The organism is Chelativorans sp. Marseille-P2723, assembly GCF_902809845.1.
GTDB lineage: Bacteria > Pseudomonadota > Alphaproteobacteria > Rhizobiales > Rhizobiaceae > Chelativorans.
Genome location: NZ_CADDWI010000009.1, coordinates 296,214 through 317,800 on the forward strand (window position 1 = coordinate 296,214; position 21,587 = coordinate 317,800).

Annotated in this window: 19 protein-coding genes; 10 read left to right on the forward strand and 9 right to left on the reverse strand. The window is 58.3% G+C overall.

Going from position 1 to position 21,587, the window contains the following annotated elements:
- Nucleotides 1-43: 43 nt before the first annotated feature.
- The gene (locus tag HUS57_RS08745; protein WP_173932798.1) at nucleotides 44-1,036 is read right to left on the reverse strand and encodes a 2-hydroxyacid dehydrogenase; all 993 of its coding nucleotides are present in this window, start codon (nucleotides 1,034-1,036) and stop codon (nucleotides 44-46) included.
- 167 nt (nucleotides 1,037-1,203) lie between these two features.
- Between HUS57_RS08745 and xylB the strand changes: the two genes are divergently transcribed.
- The 3 genes from xylB to HUS57_RS08760 all read left to right on the forward strand — a co-directional run bounded on the left by xylB (nucleotide 1,204) and on the right by HUS57_RS08760 (nucleotide 4,350).
- Complete coding sequence (xylB, locus tag HUS57_RS08750) at nucleotides 1,204-2,655, forward strand: xylulokinase (protein ID WP_173932800.1); 1,452 nt, start codon at nucleotides 1,204-1,206, stop codon at nucleotides 2,653-2,655.
- Entirely contained in the window at nucleotides 2,655-3,965 is a 1,311-nt protein-coding gene (xylA, locus tag HUS57_RS08755; RefSeq protein WP_173932801.1) for a xylose isomerase, read from the forward strand. Before xylB ends, xylA begins: the two co-directional genes overlap by 1 nt.
- Before the next feature lie 148 nt (nucleotides 3,966-4,113).
- The gene (locus tag HUS57_RS08760) at nucleotides 4,114-4,350 is read left to right on the forward strand and encodes a hypothetical protein (RefSeq protein ID WP_173932802.1); all 237 of its coding nucleotides are present in this window, start codon (nucleotides 4,114-4,116) and stop codon (nucleotides 4,348-4,350) included.
- Nucleotides 4,351-4,364: 14 nt separating this feature from the next.
- Here HUS57_RS08760 and HUS57_RS08765 read toward each other — a convergent pair whose 3' ends face one another.
- Nucleotides 4,365-5,150: an IclR family transcriptional regulator C-terminal domain-containing protein gene (locus HUS57_RS08765; protein ID WP_173932803.1), complete on the reverse strand. Its 786-nt coding sequence runs from the start codon at nucleotides 5,148-5,150 to the stop codon at nucleotides 4,365-4,367.
- A 69-nt stretch (nucleotides 5,151-5,219) separates the two neighbouring features.
- Between HUS57_RS08765 and HUS57_RS08770 the strand changes: the two genes are divergently transcribed.
- Genes HUS57_RS08770 through pcaF form a run of 3 tightly spaced genes read left to right on the forward strand, consistent with a single transcriptional unit; the run spans nucleotide 5,220 to nucleotide 8,073 of the window.
- The gene (locus HUS57_RS08770; RefSeq protein WP_173932804.1) at nucleotides 5,220-6,068 is read left to right on the forward strand and encodes a CoA transferase subunit A; all 849 of its coding nucleotides are present in this window, start codon (nucleotides 5,220-5,222) and stop codon (nucleotides 6,066-6,068) included.
- 4 nt (nucleotides 6,069-6,072) lie between these two features.
- Complete coding sequence (locus HUS57_RS08775; RefSeq protein WP_173932805.1) at nucleotides 6,073-6,855, forward strand: CoA-transferase subunit beta; 783 nt, start codon at nucleotides 6,073-6,075, stop codon at nucleotides 6,853-6,855.
- A 12-nt stretch (nucleotides 6,856-6,867) separates the two neighbouring features.
- On the forward strand, nucleotides 6,868-8,073 hold the full coding sequence (gene pcaF / locus HUS57_RS08780; protein WP_173932806.1) for a 3-oxoadipyl-CoA thiolase: 1,206 nt from the start codon (nucleotides 6,868-6,870) through the stop codon (nucleotides 8,071-8,073).
- Nucleotides 8,074-8,228: 155 nt separating this feature from the next.
- On the opposite strand, the gene HUS57_RS08785 is transcribed toward pcaF, so the two are convergent.
- From HUS57_RS08785 to puuE, 3 genes are read right to left on the reverse strand one after another with little or no spacing between them, the layout of a single operon-like run.
- Complete coding sequence (locus HUS57_RS08785; protein ID WP_173932807.1) at nucleotides 8,229-8,732, reverse strand: ureidoglycolate lyase; 504 nt, start codon at nucleotides 8,730-8,732, stop codon at nucleotides 8,229-8,231.
- Nucleotides 8,729-9,577 carry a bifunctional allantoicase/(S)-ureidoglycine aminohydrolase gene (locus HUS57_RS08790; protein ID WP_173932809.1) on the reverse strand — a complete coding sequence of 283 codons (849 nt, stop codon included), beginning with the start codon at nucleotides 9,575-9,577 and terminating at the stop codon, nucleotides 8,729-8,731. The genes HUS57_RS08785 and HUS57_RS08790 overlap by 4 nt, the downstream gene beginning before the upstream one ends.
- The gene (gene puuE / locus HUS57_RS08795; protein ID WP_246727808.1) at nucleotides 9,574-11,010 is read right to left on the reverse strand and encodes an allantoinase PuuE; all 1,437 of its coding nucleotides are present in this window, start codon (nucleotides 11,008-11,010) and stop codon (nucleotides 9,574-9,576) included. The genes HUS57_RS08790 and puuE overlap by 4 nt, the downstream gene beginning before the upstream one ends.
- Before the next feature lie 170 nt (nucleotides 11,011-11,180).
- Between puuE and uraH the strand changes: the two genes are divergently transcribed.
- The 4 genes from uraH (at nucleotide 11,181) to xdhC (ending at nucleotide 16,351) form a co-directional block, all read left to right on the forward strand.
- Entirely contained in the window at nucleotides 11,181-11,540 is a 360-nt protein-coding gene (gene uraH / locus HUS57_RS08800) for a hydroxyisourate hydrolase (RefSeq protein ID WP_173932811.1), read from the forward strand.
- Between the two features lie 65 nt (nucleotides 11,541-11,605).
- Nucleotides 11,606-13,084, forward strand: a complete 1,479-nt coding sequence (gene xdhA, locus HUS57_RS08805) for a xanthine dehydrogenase small subunit (RefSeq protein ID WP_173932813.1) — start codon at nucleotides 11,606-11,608, stop codon at nucleotides 13,082-13,084.
- Nucleotides 13,081-15,426 (forward strand): xanthine dehydrogenase molybdopterin binding subunit, encoded by a 2,346-nt coding sequence (xdhB, locus tag HUS57_RS08810; RefSeq protein ID WP_173932815.1) that lies wholly within the window; start codon nucleotides 13,081-13,083, stop codon nucleotides 15,424-15,426. The genes xdhA and xdhB overlap by 4 nt, the downstream gene beginning before the upstream one ends.
- A gap of 112 nt (nucleotides 15,427-15,538) precedes the next feature.
- Nucleotides 15,539-16,351 carry a xanthine dehydrogenase accessory protein XdhC gene (xdhC, locus tag HUS57_RS08815; RefSeq protein WP_173932817.1) on the forward strand — a complete coding sequence of 271 codons (813 nt, stop codon included), beginning with the start codon at nucleotides 15,539-15,541 and terminating at the stop codon, nucleotides 16,349-16,351.
- Between the two features lie 800 nt (nucleotides 16,352-17,151).
- Here the strand turns inward: xdhC and HUS57_RS08820 are convergent.
- From HUS57_RS08820 to HUS57_RS08835, 4 genes are all read right to left on the reverse strand, one after another.
- Nucleotides 17,152-18,894 carry an ABC transporter permease subunit gene (locus tag HUS57_RS08820; RefSeq protein ID WP_173932819.1) on the reverse strand — a complete coding sequence of 581 codons (1,743 nt, stop codon included), beginning with the start codon at nucleotides 18,892-18,894 and terminating at the stop codon, nucleotides 17,152-17,154.
- A 7-nt stretch (nucleotides 18,895-18,901) separates the two neighbouring features.
- Nucleotides 18,902-19,996, reverse strand: a complete 1,095-nt coding sequence (locus HUS57_RS08825; protein ID WP_173932821.1) for an ABC transporter ATP-binding protein — start codon at nucleotides 19,994-19,996, stop codon at nucleotides 18,902-18,904.
- A gap of 61 nt (nucleotides 19,997-20,057) precedes the next feature.
- Entirely contained in the window at nucleotides 20,058-21,056 is a 999-nt protein-coding gene (locus HUS57_RS08830; protein ID WP_173932823.1) for an extracellular solute-binding protein, read from the reverse strand.
- 125 nt (nucleotides 21,057-21,181) lie between these two features.
- Nucleotides 21,182-21,577 (reverse strand): carboxymuconolactone decarboxylase family protein, encoded by a 396-nt coding sequence (locus HUS57_RS08835; RefSeq protein ID WP_173932825.1) that lies wholly within the window; start codon nucleotides 21,575-21,577, stop codon nucleotides 21,182-21,184.
- Between the last annotated feature and the right edge of the window lie 10 nt (nucleotides 21,578-21,587).

Below are 21,587 nucleotides of genomic sequence, written 5' to 3' on the forward strand. Positions count from 1 at the left end.
ATACGAATCACTAAGCGCTGCTTCATTGGCAATAATATGGCGCTTATGGAAGACCCTTTTTGGTCATGGCCATTACATGGGTCGTCTCAGCGACCGGTGTAAGCGGTTTACCGGTCGAGAACCAGGAGATGAGGTTGTCGATCATCAAATTGGCCACCGCCTCGCGGGTGTGCACCGATGCTGAGCCCACGTGCGGCAGAAGGCAAGTGTTTGGGCAGGACAGAAGATCTTCCGGCACGTTCGGCTCATCTGCGTACACGTCGAGTCCGGCGGCAAGGATGGTGCCATTTTTCAGGGCAGCCGCAAGCGCCTTCTCATCTACCGTGGCACCACGGCCGATATTGATGAAAACGCCATCGGACCCAAGTGCATTCAATATCTGATCGTCTATGGCCCTATCCGTCGCGGGTCCGCCCGGAGCGACGCAGATCAGCGTATCTACCGCCTTCGCCAGCGATAGGAGGTCGGAATGGTAGGTATAAGGAACATCCTCGACCTTGCGGCGGTTATGATAGCTGACCGGCAAGCCGAAAGCCTCAAGGCGGAGGGCGATTGCCCGACCGATGCGGCCGAGGCCATAAATGCCCACTTTGCGCCCGCGCAGGGACCCCCGGGTGAGAGGATATGGCCCCTCGCGTTTCCAGCGACCATCGCGCAAATATTGCTCAGCCTTCGGCAGTTCCCGTACTGTGTTGATGAGGAGGCCGATCGTTGTATCGGCCACCTCCTCCGTCAACACATCCGGCGTGTTCGTGACCATCACTCCGCTCCGGGCGGCATGGCCAGCATCAACCGAATCATAGCCCACGCCGAAATTCGCAATGATCTGGAGCCGGGGAAGCGCGTCAATGAAGGCGGCCCCGACATTGCCGAAGGACGCCACGGCTTTGACAGACTCCTTCATTTCTTCCGATAAAAGCGCCGGCTCAGCCCGTTCAATGGTGATCGTCCGGAAATGCTGGCGCAGACGTTCAAGCGCATAGGGAATCATCTTTCCGGGCACAAGAACGCAAATATTGGGCTCTTCCTCGTCCATCGCTCACCGCCTTTCTGGGAAGCAGCAGGTATAGCTCTGTGCTTCCTATACGAATGTGAAGTGGAGGATACGGAATTGTCTCAAAGGCTGCCAATTGCTTCTGCCGGATTGTTGTGCATTATTTGTTTCGAGACTCGAAATAAATAGAACCGCACTGGGAGGAATGGATGTATCTCGGTCTGGATCTCGGAACTTCCGGGGTTAAGGCACTTCTTATCACCCAGTCGCAGGAGCTTGTTGCATCGGCAACGGCACCACTGGGGGTGTCACGCCCGCATTCAGGCTGGTCGGAGCAGGATCCGGCTCAGTGGATCCAGGCCACCGAAGCCGCTATCCTGTCGCTTAAAGCCTCTCATGGACAAGCACTTGCCGCCGTCCGGGGGATAGGTCTTTCCGGCCAGATGCATGGCGCCACTCTGCTTGATGAGGCCGACAGGCCGCTGCGGCCCTGTATTCTATGGAACGATACCCGCAGCCACGCTGAAGCGACGCGTCTTGATGCAGATCCGCGCTTCAGGAAGATCACAGGCAACATAGTCTTTCCCGGCTTCACCGCCCCCAAGCTGCTCTGGGTGAAGGAAAACGAGCCTGAAATCTATGCAGCCACGGCCAAAGTACTCCTGCCGAAGGATTTCCTCCGCCTCTGGCTGACAGGCGAGCGCATATCCGAAATGTCCGATGCCGCAGGCACTTCCTGGCTCGACGTTGCTGGGCGACGCTGGTCGGCCGAACTGTTGGAGGCAAGCGGGCTTGCTGAGAGCCATATGCCCAGCCTGGTGGAAGGCACCGAGCGTGCGGGGCAGCTGCGTCCCGAGCTTGCCGCGCGTTGGGGGATGGCGGCCAGCATTGTCGTTGCAGGCGGGGCTGGCGACAACGCTGCATCCGCGTGCGGAGTAGGAGCGGTGAAGCCGGGGGCTGCCTTTGTCTCCCTTGGCACGTCAGGCGTGCTATTTGCCAGCAATGCTGCTTATCTTCCCAATCCAGAAAGCGCGGTGCACACCTTCTGCCATGCTCTGCCCGGCACCTGGCACCAGATGGGCGTCATCCTTTCGGCAACCGATTCCCTCAACTGGCTAGCACGGATTACAGGCGCAGAGCCGGAGGAACTGACAGGCGAACTCGGCCAGACCCTCCGAGAACCGTCCGGCGTCTCCTTCCTGCCATATCTTTCAGGTGAGCGTACTCCGCATAACGACGCGGTCGTCCGAGGCAGCTTCACCGGACTTGAACATGGCACCGGCCGCGCCGCCCTCACGCAGGCAGTGGTGGAGGGTGTCGCTTTCGCCTTCCGTGACTGCCTGGAAGCTTTGAAACAGGCCGGCACTGAGATTGTCCGCGTCACCGCCATCGGCGGAGGGTCGCGCTCCTACTATTGGCTCGCGGCCATCGCCACGATCCTTGGCGTGCCGGTCGAAGTGCCGGCAGAGGGTGATTTTGGTGCTGCCTTCGGGGCGGCACGACTCGGCCTGATTGCAGCGGAAGGGGCAGACCCCCTTTCTGTATGCCTCCCACCCGCCACCGCAGCCTCCATTGAACCAACCATCGCGCTCGCAGAGGGCTACGAAGAGGCGTATCGACGCTATCGCAGGCTTTATCCAGCCATTCGAGGAGTTTCGTGATGGGTAAGGGATTTTTCACGGACCTGGCGCCGGTTCGCTACGAAGGCCCCGAAAGCCTCAACCCTCTTGCCTACCGGCACTACAATCCGGACGAGATGGTGCTGGGACGGCGGCTGGAGGACCATTTACGATTTGCCGTCTGCTACTGGCACAATCTCGTGTGGACCGGAAGCGATCCGTTCGGGGGTTACACCTTCGAGAGGCCATGGTTCGGAGACACGATGGACCATGCGAAACGAAAGGCCGACGTCGCCTTCGAGATGTTCGAGCTCCTTGGCGTGCCCTTTTTCACCTTTCACGACTTCGATGTTAGGCCAGAAGGGGCAACACTTGCCGAGAGTATTTCCCGCCTCGAAGAGATCGCCGATTACTTCGCTGCCAAGATGGAGAAGACGGGCGTAAAGCTTCTCTGGGGTACGGCGAACCTTTTCTCCCACCGCCGTTTCATGGCAGGTGCGGCCACCAATCCGGATCCGGACGTATTTGCATATGCCGCGGGGCTGGTGAAGGCGTGCATGGATGTTACGCATCGGCTCGGCGGCGAAAACTACGTATTATGGGGCGGGCGCGAGGGATATGAAACGCTGCTCAACACGGATATGGGCCGGGAGCTTGACCAGCTTGGCCGCTTCCTGAGCCTCGTTGTGGATTACAAGCACCGGATCGGCTTCAAGGGTGCGATACTTGTCGAGCCCAAGCCGCAGGAGCCAACCAAGCATCAATATGATTTCGACGTCGCCACCGTTTACGGCTTCCTGAAACGATATGGACTGGAAAACGAGGTGAAGGTGAATATCGAGCAGGGCCATGCCATTCTTGCAGGCCACTCCTTCGAGCATGAGCTGGCGCTTGCGGCTGCGCTCGGCATCTTCGGCTCTATCGACATGAACCGCAACGACCAGCAGTCCGGCTGGGACACGGACCAGTTTCCCAATAACGTGCCCGAGGTGGCGCTTGCATACTACCAAATCGTCAAGGCTGGCGGCTTTACGTCTGGCGGAACCAATTTTGATGCGAAGCTTCGCCGCCAGTCGCTTGATCCGGAAGATTTGCTTGCTGCCCATGTTGGAGCGATGGATGTCTGCGCACGCGGTTTCAAGGCGGCCGCCCGTATGCTCGAAGACAAGGCCCTCAGCCGTCCGCTCGGTGAACGCTATGCCGGATGGGAGTCTGCCGAGGCAAAGGCAATGCTCTCGGGAGAACGGACTCTTGAGGAAATTGCCGAACGCGTGATGCGCGAGGACATCGAACCGCTGCCCCGCTCGGGCCGGCAGGAAATCCTGGAGAACATCGTCAACCGATATGTCTGAACGCCCGGTCTAAAGGAACCAGTCGGCTCTAAGTGCATTCCTATTTCACTATAATGGGGCTCATGAGGCTGTCGTAGAAACTTCATCACACTGCCTTCATACAGACAGCATCATCCTTCATGAATTGGTGCCGCGAGCGGAGAGAATTATGGTTGCCGATAAGAACAATAAGAAATTTGACGAGATCGACGCCATTCTGGCACAGGACGGCTCTGCTTCGGTTATCGACACGCTACTGTCGATACCACGGGAAATCCCCACCGCCAGCGATGAGGGCACATGGGAGCGGGCGCTTCACGCTCGCCTTCAGGAAAGGCTGTCGCGCAAGATGCGGGAGATACTCGAAGAGAGCCGCAATCAGAGTAACTCCAAAGGTGCGGCATGAGCACCCGTCACTCATCATTGGAGTGCGAGAAAATCGTCAATCTTAGCAGCAGCCTTGAGCAGCAGCGGGAGCACCGAGGCGCGAAGCTCTTCGCAGGAGAGCCGCGCTGTCTGAGTGGAGACGTTGATGGCGGCGACCACCCGTCCCGACCGGTTGCGCACCGGTACGGCGATCGATCTGAGGCCGAGCTCCAGTTCCTCGTCGACGATGGCATAGCCTGCCCGCCGGACCTCGGCCACATGCCCCATAAGCGAATCCCGGTTCGTAATTGTCTTGGGCGTGTTGGCGCGGATCGCCGCCTTGCCGAGAAGACGGGCGAGTTCGGCATCGTCCAGATCTGAAAGCAGCACCCGGCCCATCGACGTGCAATAGGCAGGCAGCCGGGTCCCCACCGAAAGGGCTACCGACATGATGCGGCGGCCTGCGACCCGCGCCACATACACGACGTCCTCGCCTTCCAGAACTGCCGCCGAACAGGATTCGCCCACCGCTTGGGAGATCTCACGCAGGACAGGCTCCGCATAGCTCCAGGGCGATGCGCCACCCAGCCATAGGCGGGTGAGCGACAGCAGCTTTGCTGAAAGCAGAAAATGCCTCCCGTCCTGCTGCGCATAGCCTTGCGCTACCAGCGTCAGCAGCAGGCGGCGGGCGCCCGCTCTTGTAAGCCCCGCCTTTTCGGCCACTTCCGTCAAGCGCATACCCGCAGGAGCCTTCGCAAGGATCTCCACGACCGCAAGACCCTTCGCTAGCGACCCCACCAAATCGCGGGTGCCAGTTTCAACAGCCCGAATTGACTCCATTCTCCGCGTCATCTAAGAAAGTATCGCATATAAAACATTTGTTCGCAATGCGAACTGCGGGAGGATTCAATGGCGCAGTTCATGCCGCTTCCTGATGCGATTCATGACAATCTGAAAGATGGCGATAAGGCCGCGTTCGAAGGATTTACCCATCTCATTCCCACGGCGGCCGCTCACGAAGCGATTCGGCAGGGCATTAGCGATCTCATCCTAATTCGGATGACAACGGACCTGATCTACGACCAGATGATCGGGATGGGTTTGGCGAGAAAGCTGGTATTTTCCTATGCGGGCAATCCCGGCGTGGGGCTGCTCCGGCGCGTTAGAGACGCGGTGGAGAACGGATGGCCGCGACCGCTTGAACTGGAGGAGCACTCGCACGCGGCGCTGGCAAGCGCCTATGAGGCAGGCGCCGCAGGCTTGCCCTTTGCCGTTTTCCGCGGCTATCGCGGTGCTGGGCTTGCCAAAGTCAACCCGGCCATCCGCAGCGTGACCTGCCCTTTCACTGACGAAGTACTCGCGGCGGTGCCTGCCTTGCGCCCGGATGTCACCTTCATCCACGCGCAGAAGGCCGACCGGAAGGGAAACGTGCTGATCGAGGGCATTGTCGGCATCCAGAAAGAGGCCGTTCTGGCTGCTCGCCGCGCTGTCGTCACGGTCGAGGAGGTCGTGGAGGAATTTTCCGGCCTCCACCCTAATGCCTGCGTGCTTCCACACTGGACCATCACGGCGATCAGCGTCGTTCCGGGCGGTGCGCATCCATCATATGCCCACAACTACTACAAGCGGGATAATGCCGCCTATATCGAGTGGGACGAAATCGCGGCCGACCGGAAACGCTTCCGCGCGTGGATGGACGAGCATGTAATCAATGCGACACCGGAAGATTTTGCCGGCCGGGTGGCTGGGCTGGGGTGACATGATGAGCAAGCAGCCATTCAACTCAAGCGAGATGATGACGATTGCCGCCTCTCGTGCGCTTACAAGCGAGGATGTGTGCTTCGTCGGCATTGGCGCGCCCTCTGCCGCCTGCAATGTTGCTCGCCTCACGCACGCGCCGGACATTACGCTGATTTACGAATCCGGCACCATCGGCACCGCGCCCGACGTGTTGCCGCTTTCCATCGGGGATGGGGAACTGTGCGACACCGCGCTCACCACCGTATCCGTGCCGGAGATGTTCCGCTATTGGCTTCAGGGTGGGCATATCACCATCGGCTTCCTGGGAGCGGCACAAGTCGACCGGTTCGGCAACATCAACACCACCGTTATAGGCGACTACCACAAGCCGAAGGTGCGCCTGCCCGGCGGCGGTGGCGCGCCGGAGATCGCATCCTGCTGCGGCAAGATCTATATCACCATGGCCCAGTCGAAGCGCGGGATGGTGGACAAGATAGACTTCTTTACCTCCTTCGGTCACGGCGAGGGAGGCGATCATCGCCAGCGGCTTGGAATCGAGACAAAGGGGCCATCCCTGCTCATTACCGATCTTGCCATCTGGCACCCTGATCCGGAGACAAAAGAATTCGTGGTCACCGCATTGCATCCGGGTGTTACCCGCGACATGGTGCAAGACACCTGCGGGTGGAAGGTAAGGTTCTCCGACGTGGTGGAGGAAACGCCGCCTCCAACGGAACTCGAACTCACCACCCTTCGCGAATTGAAGGAGCGTACGGCCGCGGCCCATGAGGAAAGAGGCCGGTAGACGGAGAACAGAATGGCTGAAGCTTTCATTTGTGATTTTGTCCGCACACCAATCGGCCGCTTCGGCGGGGCACTGTCTTCCGTTCGCGCAGACGATCTGGCTGCGATACCCCTCAAGGCGCTTTTCGAGCGCTGGTCATCCGTGGATTGGGCCGCGATCGACGACGTGCTCTACGGATGTGCGAACCAGGCGGGTGAAGACAATCGAAATGTGGCGCGCATGGCAGTACTTCTGGCGGGGCTGCCGGTCGATGTTCCCGGCGCCACGATCAACCGCCTGTGCGGCTCGGGCATGGACGCGGTCGCAACCGCCGCGCGCGCCATCAAGGCGGGCGAGGCTGAACTGATCATCGCCGGCGGTGTGGAATCCATGAGCCGAGCCCCCTTCGTCCTGCCAAAGGCGGAAACGGCCTTCTCCCGCAACGCGGAAATCTACGACACCACCATTGGCTGGCGCTTCGTCAACCCATTGATCAAGAAGCAGTATGGCGTCGATTCCATGCCGGAGACAGGCGAGAATGTCGCCGAAGAGTTCAACGTAAGCCGTAACGACCAGGATGCTTTTGCGGTGCGCAGTCAGGAAAAGGCGGTGGCTGCACAACACAACGGGCGCCTGGCCAAGGAAATCGTGCCGGTTACCATCCCCCAGCGCAGGGGCGAACCAATCATCGTCGAAAAGGATGAACATCCTCGCCCGGGGACGAATCTGGAAGCTCTCGGCAAGTTGCCAACGCCCTTTCGCGAAGGCGGCACCGTCACGGCCGGCAATGCCTCGGGCGTCAATGACGGCGCTGCGGCGCTGATCGTTGCTTCAGAAGCGGCGGCGCGGAAGTACGGACTTACACCCATCGCCCGCGTGCTGGGCTGTGCCTCGGCAGGGGTTTCTCCGCGCATCATGGGTATTGGTCCTGCTCCGGCGACGAAGAAGCTGTGCGCGAGACTTGAGCTGAAGCCGACTGACTTTAACGTTGTCGAACTTAACGAAGCCTTTGCCTCCCAAGGCATCGCTGTCCTGCGCGAACTTGGCATTCCGGAAGACGCAGCGCATGTGAATCCGAATGGGGGGGCTATCGCCCTCGGCCATCCTCTCGGCATGTCCGGTGCCCGCATCACCGGCTCGGCAGCGCTCGAACTACGCGAGAGGGGTGCGCGGCTCGCGCTCGCCACCATGTGCATCGGTGTAGGCCAGGGCATAGCCATCGCGCTGGAACGGGTCTAAAAAGCTCTCGGCGAAAGCTGCCGGATGGTGGCGGCTCGTTCCGGCATTGCCGTAATCATAGGCTGTGAAGTGGTCCGGCCTTACCGTGCGAGCGGTTCCGTGGCGGCACGCGCTATGGCCTTGTCCGATGTAGATCGCGGATGTGCTATGCTCAGCTAGGATGAATGTCCCAGCACGTCGATCCTGAAGGGCTCTTCGAAAAAGAACTCTTCCAGGTTGATGCCTTCTCCTCCGCGGTCAACGATCAGGAAGTCCTGCTCCTGATCAACCGGTGTGAGCACACCGTGCCATGTATTGCGGGCATAGTTCACGCCCTGCCCCGGCTTGGTAAGAAAGGCCAGAGGCCTGCCCGGCCGGCCGCCCTCGTCCGGACAGACAACGACTAGAAAGGGCTGCGGCGATAGCGGGATGAAGGCCTGACTGCCGAGGGGATGGCGCTCCACCATCTTCAATGTGAGCGGCAGGGCGTAGGGCTGTCCGCGTGCGATGCTGATGAGGACACGCGCATCCTCCCCTACCGCCTCCACACGCGCAAGATCATGAAACCGTTCAGTCATCCCGTTATTGATCGGAAAGCTCGCAGCGCCATCAGCTTCAATCACGTCGCCGAACGGGGCGAAGGCTTCACGAGTGAGCGGAACAGCAACGATCCTTCTCATCGGCTTAGCTGCCAAGCCGGCCGGAGCGAAGCATGTCGATTCACATCCTTGTAGAGGAGGTAGCGGAAACGGCCGGGCCCGCCCGCATAGCAAGCCTGTGGGCAGAAGGCTCGCAGCCACATGAAGTCGCCCGCTTCCACCTCCACCCAGTCGCGGTTCAGCCGGTAAACGGCCTTACCTTCCAGCACGTAAAGACCGTGCTCCATGACGTGGGTCTCGGTGAACGGAATGACGGCCCCGGGCTCGAAAGTGACAATGTTCACATGCATGTCATGGCCGATGTCGTCCGGATCGACGAAACGGGTGGTTGCCCAGCGGCCGGCAGTACCCGGCATGGATGTGGGCGCGACATCCCGCTCATTAATGAAAAGCGCCTCCGGAACCGGCACGCCCTCCACCTTCTCGTATGCTTTCCGGATCCAGTGGAAGCGCGCCGGCACCGCACCCTCATTCACCGCGCTCCAACCGCTTGCCGGCGGTAGAAAGGCATAGCCGCCCGGCCCCATGCGATGCCCCTTCCCGTCCAACTTTACCGTAAGCTCGCCTTCCGTAACGAACAAAACGCCTTCAGCGCTGCTGTCCGGCTCAGGCTTGTCGCTGCCGCCGCCTGGCTGGACCTCCATTATGTATTGCGAAAAGGTCTCGGCAAAACCAGTAAGCGGCCGGGCGATTATCCACGCGCGAGTTCCATTCCAGAAGGGAAGATTACTCGTTACGATGTCCCGCATCACGCCGCTGGGAATGACTGCATAGGCCTCGGTGAAGACTGCGCGTCCGGTCAGAAGCTCAGTCTGGGGAGGATGACCGCCCCTGGGGGAGTAATAGGTGGGAATATTGGTCGTCATGACGGCAGAATGTCCTTGAGCCTGAGGTAGGCGATCCTTTCCACCTGGCGGCATGCGGTGGCGAACTCCTCCTCGCGGCTGTTCTCAATGCGGGTCTGAAACGCGCGCAGGATGCCTTCCTTGGTATGATCCATCGCGGCGATGATAAAGGGAAACCCGAATTTCGCCGTATAGCGCTCGTTCAGATCAGTGAATCGGGCGCGCTCTTCATCGGTAAGCGCGTCAAGCCCTGCCGCGGCCTGCTCGCGTGTCGACTCCGGCGTAAGCCGCTTTGCCGCGGCAAGCTTTCCGGCCAGATCGGGGTGTGCCTTCAGCACGCCCAGCCGTTCTTCATCGCTCGCTGAGCGGAAAATGCGGGCGAGTGCGTTGTGAAGGCCGGCAGCGCTGTCATGCGCAGGCCCAAGTTCAAGCTTGAAGGCACGTTCGGCAATCCATGGCGAGTGCTCGAAAATGCCCTTGAAGCGCTCCACGAACTCCGCCTCTCCCATACGGCTTGGCCTTATGGCCGGCGGCTTATAGGGATGGTGCTTCATCCAGTGCTCTGCAATGTCGATGCGGCGCGGCAGCCACACCTTCTCATGGCCCTTCACATAGTCGATGAATCGCCGGAGCGAGGCAGCACGGCCTGGTCGGCCAATCAGCCGGCAATGCAACCCGACACTCATCATCGAAGGGCGCCCGCCCCGCCCCTCCTCATAAAGCGTATCGAAAGCATCCTTCAAATAAGCGTAAAATTGGTCGCCCGAATTGAATCCCTGCGGGGTGGCGAAACGCATGTCATTGGCGTCAAGCGTATAGGGGATGATGAGTTGTGGCCGTGTAGGATTGCCGTGGCCATCTCGATCGAGCCAGTAGGGCAGATCGTCGTCATAGGTATCAGAAATCCAGTCGAACCCGCCATACTCAACCGCCAGCCGGACCGAATTTGCCGAGGTGCGACCGAGATAAAGTCCGCGCGGTGCTTCGCCCACAACTTCCGTATGCAAGCGCACCGCGTTCTCAAGGTCGCGTTTTTCCTCCTCTTCCGGATGAGCCCGGTAGTCGATCCACTTCAGGCCGTGACTGGCGATCTCCCAGCCTGCCTCTCGCATGGCGGTCACCTGTTCGGGCGAGCGGGCCAGCGCGCTTGCGACCCCGTAGACAGTTACCGGAACCGAAGCCTGCGTGAACATACGGTGCAGCCGCCAGAAGCCGGCGCGCGCGCCATATTCATAGATCGATTCCATGTTCCAGTGGCGCATGCCCGGCCATGGCGTTGCTCCAACAATCTCCGAGAGAAAAGCCTCCGAGGCTGCATCTCCGTGCAGGATGCAGTTCTCGCCCCCCTCCTCATAGTTCACGACGAATTGCACCGCGACATAGGCACCATCCGGCCATTTCGGATCCGGCGGGCTGGGGCCATAGCCCCTCATGTCTCGAAAGTAACGGCTCACGATCTTCCCCATGGGTTTCATATTATTTTCAAAGATAGCCGAACCTATTGCCCGCCCATTAATGTGAAAATTTTGAAAGTCTTTTCTTCTTCTTTTTTTTGCTACCCTCTTATGCAGCTATTGGATTTGCCGCACAATCAAGCGGGCATTCGAATTGGAGGTGGCATGGAATGGAAGGCCAGGGACGGCTGACGACCCATGTGCTGGATACGGCAGCGGGACGGCCAGCAGCCGGTTTGGAGGTCGCGCTTTATCGCCTGACAGGCGAGACGCGCAGACATTTGAAAACCGTTCGAACCAATCATGACGGGCGTTGCGATGCGCCGCTCCTAGAGGGTGATGCTTTTGCGCCGGGGGAGTATGAACTGGTCTTTCACGTGGGAGATTATCTGGCTGCTCAGCAGCTGACGCTCCCATCCCCGGCCTTTCTGGACAAGGTGCCGATCCGCTTTGGGATGGCTGAGCGGGCGCATTACCACGTCCCCTTGCTTGTTTCCGCCTACGGCTATTCCACCTACAGGGGAAGCTGATGGAAGCGAAGAGAGCTTTGCGCACGGCGAGCCGGCTGAAACGAAAGCGAAGGGGCTATTGAGCCATGACTCGCCACGAGATCCGCTTTCTCCTGAATAGCCGAAAGGTCATCCTCAAGGACGTACCGCCGGAAAGGACTTTGCTTGACTTCCTCCGCCTCGAACAGGGGCTCACGGGTACCAAGGAAGGCTGCGCCGAAGGCGATTGCGGAGCTTGCACGGTACTTGTCGGGCGTCTTTCCCGCGGAAAGCTGGTCTACGAGGGCGTGGATGCATGCATCCGCTTCCTGGGCTCCCTCGATGGCTGCCATGTCGTTACGGTAGAGCACCTGAAGCGTTCGAACGGAAACCTGCATCCGGTACAGCAGGCGCTGGTGGATTTCCACGGCTCGCAATGCGGCTTCTGCACTCCCGGCTTTGTCATGTCGCTCTACGCTCTGTGGATGCGGGAGCCGTTCCCCTCTGATCCTGCGATCGAAAAAGCCCTCCAAGGCAATCTGTGCCGCTGCACCGGGTATGAGGCCATCGTCAAAGCCGCTCGTTCTTTCTCCAGCTATGGCAATGTTGAGGACGACCTGCTGCTGGCGGAGCGCGAGACGGTGACTGCGGAACTCCTGGCCATGAGGGACGGAGCACGAGTGGAGATTGGCACAGGGAGCGACCGCCTCATCGTGCCAGCAAGCGTCGACGATCTTGCAGAAGTGCTTGAGGCCGAGCTTGACCCCACCATCGTCGCCGGCTCGACCGATGTCGGCTTATGGGTGACGAAGTTCATGCGTCCCATCGCGCCGGTGGTCTTCATCGGCGGGCTGGAAGACCTTCGCACGATTTCGAAGCAGGGTGGCACCCTCACCATTGGCGCGGGAGTGAGCTACACGGAAGCCTTTCCGGTACTCTCCGAACACTTTTCCCCCCTCGCCCGCCTGATTGACCGCGTGGGCGGCGATCAGGTCCGCAATATGGGCACCGTCGGCGGCAACATCGCCAATGGCTCGCCTATCGGCGATACACCGCCTCCATTGATTGCGCTCGGTGCGTCGCTGACGCTGCGCAAGGGAAAGGACCGACGCACGATTCCGCTGGAGGACTACTTTATTGCTTATGGCAAGCAGGACAGGCGGCCGGGCGAGTTCGTCGAGGCGGTGCATCTGCCGCTGCCTGATGCGGAGACCCGTTTTGCGGTGTGGAAGATTTCCAAGCGGCGGGACGAGGATATCACCGCCGTGCTCGGAGCATTCAGGCTAAAGCTTGCCGATGACGGGACGGTGGCAGATATTCGCATCGCCTATGGTGGCATGGCGGCAACACCCAAGCGCGCCCTGGCGGTCGAAGCGGCACTTCTGGGGCAGCCGTGGACGCGCGAAGCCATTGAGGAGGCGATCTCGGCTTATGAAAGGGACTTTTCGCCCATTTCCGACATGCGTGCCTCAGCGAAATACCGTTTGTTGGTGGCGAAAAACCTGCTGCGTCGCTTCCACCTTGAAACGACAGGACATCCGGGGCCGATCCAGGTCTCCCGGACCAGCGAGGAATTGCTCGCATGACACGGCACGAAGCGCCCGAACTTAACAAGGCGGCGATAACGGGCGGTGTAGGCTCCACCTCACGTCATGATTCGGCGCACAAGCATGTCACCGGCGAAGCTATCTATATTGACGACATGCCGGTGCCGGCCGGCACGCTGCACGCCTATCTGGGACTATCCACCATCGTCCACGGTACCATTCGCAGGATGGACCTTTCGGCGGTAGAGAATGCGCCAGGGGTGGTCGCCGTGCTGACCGCCAAAGACATCCCGGGCGAGAACGATGTAAGCCCAACCGGTCTTGACGACGAGCCGATCCTTGCCGACAAGATCGTCCAGTTTTTCGGCCAGCCAATTTTCGCCGTTATCGCCGAAACGCGTGATGCGGCGCGGCGGGCCTGTAGGCATGCCAAGGTGGAGTATGACGAGCAGCCGGCGCTGATCGACATAGCGGATGCCGACCTGAAGAATGCCCGGCTCGTGACCAAGCCGGTGACGTTTTCCCGAAACGACGCCGCCGCCGCCATCGCCGGTGCGCCCCGCCGCATCAAGGGCAGGATACGTGTCGGCGGACAGGACCATTTCTACCTAGAAGGCCAGATCGCGCTCGCATTGCCCGGCGAAGATTTGGACGTGACCATCCATTCCTCCACGCAGCACCCGAGCGAGGTGCAGCATATGGTGGCCCGTGCGCTGGGGGTGCCTTCTCATGCGGTTACTATCGAAGTGCGGCGCATGGGAGGCGGCTTTGGCGGCAAGGAAACGCAGGCAAATCTCTTTGCTGCGGTTGCTGCTGTCGCTGCAAAGCGCACCGGCCGGCCCGTGAAGATTCGGCCTGACCGCGACGACGACATGACCGCTACCGGAAAGCGGCATGATTTCCTGATCGAATACGAGGTGGGGTTCGATGAGGAAGGCACCATTCTAGGCGTCGACTACACCTATGCAGCGCGCTGCGGCTTTTCCGCAGACCTCTCCGGCGCTGTAACGGACCGCGCGCTTTTCCACTGCGACAATGCCTATTATTATCCCGCGGTGCGCGCCATCTCGGCACCCATCTACACGAATACCGTCTCAAACACCGCGTTCCGCGGGTTCGGTGGCCCGCAGGGAATGGTGGGTGCGGAGCGGGTCATCGAGGAAGTGGCATTCGCGCTGGGCAAGGACCCGCTGGAGGTCCGCAAGAAGAACTTTTACGGGGTGACAGAGCGCAATGTTACGCCATACCATCAGAGGGTGGAGGACAACATCATCCACCGTCTGGTTGCCGAACTTGAGGAAAGTGCGGAGTACGCGGCCCGCCGCCTTGCCATTGCAGAGTTCAACACCGGAAGCGAAATCGTCAAACGCGGCATTGCGCTGACGCCCGTGAAGTTCGGCATCTCCTTCACCGCCACCCATTTCAACCAGGCAGGCGCGCTTGTTCATGTCTATACGGACGGCTCGGTGCACCTTAATCATGGGGGCACGGAGATGGGCCAAGGGCTTTACGTGAAGGTGGCCCAAGTGGTCGCGGAAGAATTCCAAATCGATATCGACCAGGTAAAGATCACTGCCACCACCACCGGCAAGGTGCCCAATACCTCGGCCACCGCCGCCTCATCCGGCACGGATTTGAACGGCATGGCTGCGCAAAACGCAGCCCGGCAGATCAAGGACCGGCTCATCGATTTTGCGGCTGACTACTATGACGTGCCGAAGGAGCAGGTGGTGTTCCTGCCGGGCCGCGTGCGCGTAGGAAATCAGGAAATCCCCTTTCCCGATCTCGTCTACCAAGCCTATATGGCTCGCGTGCAGCTCTCAGCCGCTGGCTTCTACAAGACACCGAAAATCCATTGGAACCGGGAGAAAGGACGCGGACGCCCATTCTATTATTTCGCTTATGGGGCGGCCTGCACGGAGGTTTCCATCGACACGCTCACCGGCGAATACATGGTGGAACGGGTGGACATCCTTCACGAGACGGGAAAGTCGCTCAACCCTGCCATCGACCTGGGCCAGATCGAGGGAGGCTTTATCCAGGGGATGGGATGGCTCACCACCGAAGAACTCGTGTGGAATGAGAAGGGGCGGCTAACTACCCACGCTCCTTCCACCTACAAGATTCCGCTTGCTTCAGACCGTCCGAAAATCTTCAACGTACGTATTGCTGACTGGTCGGAGAATACGGAGGCTTCCGTCCATCGGTCCAAGGCCGTTGGCGAGCCGCCCTTCATGTTGGCAATCTCCGTGTTGCACGCGCTTTCCGATGCGGTGGCGAGCGTCGCAAACCACAGAATATGCCCGCGTCTTGACGCCCCGGCCACGCCAGAACGCGTGCTGATGGCGGTGGAACGGCTGAAAGCCGCAACTGCGCGGTAGATCGGCGCGGCATGTACGTCTATCCTGCTGATAGGCCTGGTTGCGCGCGTGCCAAGGTTCGACCTGGGCCTGCGATCGGGGCCGCCGCCCCGACGGAGGGGTACCGATTGCCATGAGCGCCTTTGCAAAACACCTGAAGGCCTTTCTTACTAGCGCCCCGGACGCCGCCGTCGTAACCATCAGCCAGGCAAAAGGCTCCACCCCTCGCGAGGAAGGAGCATGGATGCTGGTTTCGCGCGAGGGGATCTTTGGCACTATCGGCGGCGGACAGCTTGAATATTTGGCGATTGGCAAGGCGCGCGAACTGATCGAGCAGAATATCGCCACTGGAGCGATGAATATTCCCCTCGGACCAGAAATCGGCCAGTGCTGCGGCGGCCGCGTTGCATTGGACATCCGCATAGCCGGACCGGAAGACCGCAGGATATTGACGGCGCGTGCGCAGGAGGAGGACGGCTCCCGCCCCAATGTCTACGTTTTCGGCTGCGGGCATGTGGGCCGCGCGCTTGCCTCTGCACTTGCCCTTCTGCCGCTGCGTACCACCATCGTGGAAACGCGCGCCGAGATGGTGGAGGAGATGCCGCCGGAGGTGAAAACCGTTCTAACTGCGGTGCCGGAGGAGGCAGTGCGCTCGGCGCCGGCGGGCTCTGCCTTTGTCGTCCTCACGCATGATCACGCGCTCGATTTCCTTATTGTCGCAGAGGCGCTTGCGCGTGACGATGCAGCCTATGTCGGCATGATTGGCTCGAAGACCAAGAAGGCAACGTTCCGGAGCTGGTATTTGAAAAACGGGGGAGAGGAACAGCGCTTCAGCCGCCTCATTACGCCGATCGGCGGTGCGGACGTGAAGGACAAGCGACCGGCAATCATTGCCGCCCTAACCGCGGCCGAGATACTGAAGGCGACCATCGGAGCTACCCGCTAAAGGACTCTTACCGGCCAGAGCTCTACGGAAAATGGTAGCGGTTCTCGGGATAATGGAAGGTCAGGTCATTCTGAAAAATGGTCTAACGGCGCGTATAACCGCTTCGACCAGATGGTAGCTGGCGTATTGAAGTGGCCCGCGCATTCCGCGCCCATCCCCTCCGGTCGTCTGCGGATTTAGTGGGCCAGCGGTCGGCAACCCAATTGGCAGCCATACCGGCGGAGCGTCTTGCGCCAAGCGGGATGAAGATCAGCATGCACCTCGCCTACAACAAGCCGGGCTTATTCAGCACTCCGCGCGCGAAATTTAGCACGCGAAAGCATCATGGCTCCGCTAGGGGCTGTCTGCAACCGAGCTGATCGTTCGCGGCCTCCAGGTGGAATTATGAGCATGAGAAGTCACCATGCTCCGGTGGCCTTGAGCCGCAGGAAAATAGACGGGCCAACATCATTGCGTAGGTCCTGCGTCAGCCGCTTCACGGCTAATCAGGCAAAGCCGACGGCCTTGGTGGATCATCTAAGGCCGCGTGTGATCTAATGGCCGGTTCCGCGAACCATGGTCGCGACGGTGATGGTCACCTTTGAAAACGCAACAGGTGAAGTCGCCGATGATTGTCGCGCAACGCCTAATGCGATAGCTATCGAACATTAGCAGCTTCATTAAATACGCCCGCACCGGAGCAGATGCTTCAAATCGGCCTTACGACCCAGGTGGCGGTGTTCCCCCAGAAGGTCCTAGCGCCGGCTAACGCATCCCAGGAGCCTACCGCCGTCTACCGACGTATCGCACTTGCAGTCCGATCACCTACTACGCTGAGTAAGGCGTTCAGAGATCCACATCACCGTGAGGACAACCGACGCCATGATGATGGAAACCACCGTCGCAAAGGCTGCGACAGGAGCAAAGGAGCCCTCTGTCCAAAGGTTTAGTATCACTGAGCCAATCACTGGGTTGCCTGTACCAGACAGCATCGCTGATGCAGTTAGATCGCCCGCTAGAAGCACAAATAACATAGTCCATCCAGCCACGAGGCCCGGAAGCATCAGTGGGAACATGATCCTGAAGAAGGTCTTGCCTTCGGATGCGCCCGCAACAGAAGACGCTTCCTGTAGCTGCCGTCCAACCTGCGCTATCGCCGATGAAGCAATGATTGAGGCTTGCGGGAGATACAGAACCGCATAGGCCAGAAGTAGAATGGTCAGCGTACCATGCAGGTAAAATGGCGCACCGGCGAACATCACGATAAAGGCCATCCCTATGACAAGATTGGAGATAGTCGCCGGCAATTTCAGGGTAAAGTCGATTGCGCCAGTCACTAACCAGTTCCGGCTTGTATACATTCGGAAAGCGATGAGAGCTGTTACAAACATTACAACCGTCGCGACACTGATAGCCAAGGTCAAGCTGTTCAGGATTCCCTGACTCGCAAAGGAATTTCCAAACACATTTAAATAGTGGCGGAAGCTGAGGCGGCTCCAATCAATATTCGCGGTCCAAAAACGCTGGAGACTCACCAGGAATAGCGTGCCGAACGGCAAGATCGTAGCAACTAAGATATAGCCGAGAAGCAACATGCGGGCAGGCCAGCGCACCCAGCCAAGCTTGACTAAGGTGACTTGTGCACCCTTGCCGCCGATCGTTGCAAACTTTCCTGAACTGATGACACGACGTTGAATCCACGTCATCACACTGATTACAACGACAATAACTAAGCCAAACAGAAGCGCCGCACCCGTCTTAGGAGGAAATTCGGCCATCATCAGATTGACGATCTTCACTGCTAAGATGTCAATTCCAGCTTGCGAAGCGATGATCGCCGGTACGGAAAATAGTGCGATCCCATAAATGATCGATATGGTGCCGCCCGATATGATGGCAGGCAGAACTGCTGGTAAGGTTACCTTGACCAAGGTCTTGAGCGGGCCTGCGCCATTGACACGGGAAGCTTCTTCCAACGAAGGATCGAGGTTTCGGAGCGCTGAGGCGACACACAAATAGACATGAGGCAGGGTATAGATTAAATAGACGAAAATCAGGCCGGACCAGGAGAATATGCTTACCAACGGGCCGTCTGTTTGAATGCCCATAAACTCCAGCAGGCGCTTTCCCCAAACATTAAGCAGACCCGCGCGATCACTTGCAAGCATGACCCAGCCAATCGAACCTGCAATTGGCGGTAATAGGAGCGGGATAATGGGAAGAACTTTCGATGCCCATGACATCTCGACATCGGTGCGTTCATTAAGCCACGCAAACAGAGAACCAAAGAATACGGCCAGGATAGCAGCAACACCTAGCACCAAAGACGTATTCGCTAGTACAGTTAATGCAGCTTTTGCTGATCCGAGCTGATCAAAAGGCGACGCTCCTGGCGCGTGTGCCCAGAAAACATCATACAGTATGTTGGCGATTGGGACCAGGATTAGCATTGCAAGAAAGATACATAGTGCTGCAGATATTGCAGCGAACCAGTTGCCTCGTCGTACTCTCTTGTTCCCGATCCCGTGTACTCTGCCAGCCATTGTTTGCGAGAGTGCCTGCATAGCTCATTCATCCTTGGTCAAAAAGTGCGACGGATTCGGGCTTGACATTGCACCAAACGCTTTGCCCAGGTGGCAGGAGCTCTCCTTTGTGTTTCCAAATTACAATATTAAGTTCACCGAACCGGACAATATACTCGGTGTGAGCGCCTAGAAAAACACTTGCAACAATTTCACCTCGCCACGACTCCTCACTTACTGGCGTCTCGGTTGATACAGACCAGTCTTCTGGTCTTGATATGGCGAAAACCTCCTGTTCCTTCCGCCCAGCCACAGCCTCTGGGGAGACGGGTATGCTGCCGTGTTTTGTCTTGATGCGGATACAATCACCAGAGGAACTCAGACGACCGCTGATCTTGTTAATTGAACCAACAAACTCAGCAACTTCAAGGCTTTTAGGTTGGCGATAGATGCGCTCAGGCGTGTCTATCTGTGCGATCCTACCATTGGCTACGACCGCAATCTTGGTTGCCAGACCCATTGCCTCGTGCTGATCATGCGTAACATAAAGGGCAGTGAAACCGAGCTTCCGCTGCATTGCGAGCAGTTCTACTCGCAGATGCTCGCGCACCTTTGCATCCACGTTCGAAAGTGGTTCATCAAACAAAATAAGGCTATCGCCCCTGACGAGCGCGCGAGCAAGCGCCACCCGTTGTTGCTGACCACCGCTGATCTGGCTGGGAAACTGCTTTGACAGATGCTCAATCTGCATCGCCTCCAGAATCTCCGTTACACGCGAGGTAACTGCAGCACGACGCAGTCCTTCCATTTGCAAAGGGTAGGCAATATTGTCAGCAACACTAAGGTGGGGCCAAAGGGCGTAGGATTGAAATACCATCCCTAGCCGACGGGTCTCTGGGGGTAGACTTATGCGCCGGGACGAATTGAAAACATCAACTCCACCGATGGAGATAGATCCACTACTTGGATATTCCAGCCCTGCAACACTTCGTAGTAGCGTCGTTTTCCCGCATCCGCTTGGCCCCAGAAGAACGATAAACTCGCCCTGTTTGATATCCAACGATACGTTGTCGATAGCATGGACTTCTTCGCCATCCTTGCGATAGAAGACCTTGGTTACCGAACGTAGTGACAAATCCGACATGCCATTAGCCCAAGCTAGATCCCTATGCCGGGCGATTCCGGCACAGGGAGGATGATGATGCTTACTGGATGTTCAGCAACCGAGCGATGTTGTCTCTTTCATCATCGGTCATCTTAGCAATGTCCGGTGAGACATAGCGCTCAGGCATTGGCATTGTGCCATCTGCGCCCGTCGTTGATATGCCATTGCTACCGGTGTAAATGCGCTGGCCTTCATCAGTAAACATAAAATTGTAAAGACAACGCGCGGCGTTCGGGCTATCGGACCCTTCAGAGATTACCGCAATATACTCGTATCCAGTAGCAGGTTCAGGCGCAATCCAGCCGATTGGAGCACCTTCATCTCTGAGGGATGCCATCCCCGCTTCTGCTCCAGGCAAGGCAATCGCCAATCCGCCAGCAGCGACTTGCTGGGTTCCTGGAGTTACGCTGTCAAGTATTGCCGGCTCCTGCGCGAGCAGTCGCTCGAAAAATTCATCACCATACTCCTCGTGTAGAATACGGTAAACGGCCATATTGCTCGGAACTGTTCGCGGGTTGGCGAGCGCGATTTGCCCCTTCAGTTCCGGCTTCAGAAGATCCTCCCAAGACTGAATTCCATCCTGACCGACGATGTCCGTATTGTACATGATGCCAGCAAGTTGAATTCCGGCAAGACCTACGCCATTCTGGAAGAACTTGTCGTCGACATTGTTCAATGCTGGAAGTTCCTGCTTATCGAACTTAGCAAACCAGCCTTGGCGTTCCCCCTCTTCGATAAAAATTGCATCGGCTATGTATACGACATCCGCATTGACAACACCTGCAGCGCGCTCTGAGGCGTAGCGAGTAGCTGTCTGCCCACTCGTCATGCGAAGATGCTGAACCGTAATATTCGGATACTTCGCCTTAAAAGCGGCAAAGAACTCATCATTTCGCGCGGGAAGCGCCACCGTATATACAACGAGTTGGGGTTCTTCTGCTCCGAGTGCGCAAATCTTCTCCAGCTCGTCGCCAGACGCGCCTCCAGCCAGAACCGCGGTGATCGCAGTTGAGAAGGCTAAAATACTAATCCGTTTCATGTGGTGCTCCCATTTTTACGAGGTATTAGTTTTGGTATAGAACGTTCGAATTGATACGAGACGTTGTGGAGTGTTGTTGCCTCAGGCGACTATCAAGCATTGTTCGTACGCAGGCTCGATCCGTTTTACTGATCGAAAGCTGCATCGATAGGCACGCGCAACCCGTTTACGAGCCGGTTAGTCTGATTTGCCATGCCGATGACACTGAGCAGTTCGCCAAATTGTTCCTGAGTCATACCGGCCTTTTGAGCTGCGGCAGTGTGGCTCGCTATGCAGTAGCCGCAATTGTTCGTGATCGAGACGGCGAGATAGATCATCTCCTTGGTTTTTACATCGAGAGCGCCGGGTGACATCACCTCTTTGATGCTTTCCCAGGTGCGGCGAAGAGCCGCCGGATCGTTCGCCAGGTATTTCCAGAAATTATTCGGATCGTCTATTTGCTTCACAGTTTTAATGTCATCGAAGATTGCGCGCACTTCGTCGCTCGCGCTTGCATATTCGACGGGTTTCGGTCTGCTCACTTCGGTTCTC